The sequence below is a fragment of the Mycobacterium sp. TH-M25 genome, assembly GCF_057473665.1.
The window spans coordinates 1-1,944 of sequence record NZ_JBYCLA010000124.1; the positions used below are offsets into that span (position 1 = coordinate 1).

The window sequence follows — 1,944 nt, forward strand, 5'->3', positions numbered from 1 at the left end:
GTGTAGCAAACTGCGGTTCCACGTCGAATCGACCACGGAAACGTGGCAAGAGCTTGTACGCCATGGACGGGTGTATGTACGGCGCGATTAGTTCCTGAAATTTGGCGGTGGCTTGCGTCGAGAAGACCATCACCGCCTTACCTGCCGAACCTGCATGCCGTAGCCGTACGTCCAGGCCGTGGGTGTCGCGCAGGTAGTCACGCAGGCGCACCCGCGACCCGTCGCTCATTGCCTCCACATAGATCTCGATGCGGCCACTGCCGCCCTCAGTCCGCTGCTGTAGGCCCTTAGACCGAACGCTGAATGAACCGTCGTCCATGTACCAGATGGCCAGAGCCAACGGGGTTAGTGCCTTGAGGTACTCCTCGGAGAGGAACTTCTTGCCGTCGCCCAGATAAACCGCGGACCTCAACTCGTGGAGTTCCGAGAGTGGGGTAAAGTCCGCAAACACCGCGCCCTTGCCATTTCTGGTGCGGCAGTGGGGGATGTTTTCCAGTAGCGAGACCTTCCAGTCAAGATATTCAGCCTGTTTGGCCCCGTGTCCCATCCTCAGCCGCGCAGCTTCGGAATCTTGCCGGACTGGCGGGGATAGGCACCCATCGCCCATCAACGAACCCAGCACGACTTCCCACTGCTGATCACTGAGCAGGCTTGGTTGTGCCAGCATCACGCGGTCACCGACGCTGATGTCTTCGGCTTCGCGCCAACCGCCCGGGGTTCGGATGAGATGGTTGCGAGTCATCGCCAGGCTAGCGTGGCCGTGTCCTGACCCGCCGCCGGCTCGATCAACCTTGAAGTGCAAGAACTCTTCGGTTTTTCCATTGTTGAACCAATTGGTCACCTTGCGCGGCACGATCCGGCCAGACTCGAAGTCGTAGGACAAAACCTCGACGTCCATCTTTTCGTCCACGATCTTACCGAGCTTCTCAGTCGATCCGTCGGCGAGGGTGACGTTGGTGTACCAGGACCCACAGCCGAACATTACGCCGATCTTCTCCCGGAGCTGGTTGATGAATATCGCTGTGGTTCCCGAATTATTCAGCGCACCAGTCATCTTCCGCAGCGCCTGACTCATCAACCGGGCTTGCAGTCCGACATGGCTGTCCCCCATCTCACCTTCGAGCTCCGCGCGCGGTACCAGCGCCGCGACCGAGTCGATGACCACAATGTCGAGCGCGCCAGAACGGATCAGCATGTCAGCGATCTCGAGGGCTTGTTCACCGGTGTCAGGTTGACTAACCAGCAGGGAATCGGTGTCAACGCCAAGCTTCTTGGCGTACTCCGGGTCCAGGGCATGCTCGGCGTCGATGAACGCTGCGACACCGCCGGCCGCCTGGGCGTTGGCCACCGCGTGCAGTGCAACAGTGGTCTTACCCGAGGACTCCGGGCCGTAAATTTCCACGACCCGGCCACGTGGCAGACCGCCGATACCCAGGGCCACGTCCAGTGCGATGGACCCGGTCGGAATGACCGAAATCGGCTGACGCATCTCGTCACCGAGACGCATCACCGAACCTTTGCCGTGGTTTTTCTCGATCTGGGCCATCGCCAGCTCGAGGGCTTTTTCACGGTCGGGGACTTGCGCCATGTTGCTTCTCCTGTAGTCGGTGCTCGGTGACCGGTATCGGTCGGTTGGCCGTGACACTAGAGAAGGCCACCGACAAGTCGACATCGCCGAATAACCACCACAGTAGCCGAACATCTGTTCGATTCACGTTCGACACGCCGTTTCAACAGTCCGCGAGCCCGCGTCGAGTGTGCGCTGAGGGCGCGATTTCGCGCGCCGATTTACCGCCCTGGACGCACACTCAAAACCGTGAGCGCACACTCAATCCGAAAGCAACCTCACCACTGATCGCGGGGCACGTCGAAGTCGACGCACAACGCCCGCCAGACGTCGCGGGGCTCAACACCGTCTTCGATCGCCTGGGCGGCGGTACGGCC

General features: G+C 60.7%; 2 protein-coding genes. Both read right to left on the reverse strand.

The features are described from left to right. The coding region (recA, locus tag AC2VOU_RS04270; RefSeq protein ID WP_486956230.1) for a recombinase RecA at positions 1-1,588 on the reverse strand (1,588 nt) is incomplete at its 3' end. A 257-nt stretch (positions 1,589-1,845) separates the two neighbouring features. Next, the coding region (locus AC2VOU_RS04275; RefSeq protein ID WP_486956231.1) for a DUF3046 domain-containing protein at positions 1,846-1,944 on the reverse strand (99 nt) is incomplete at its 5' end.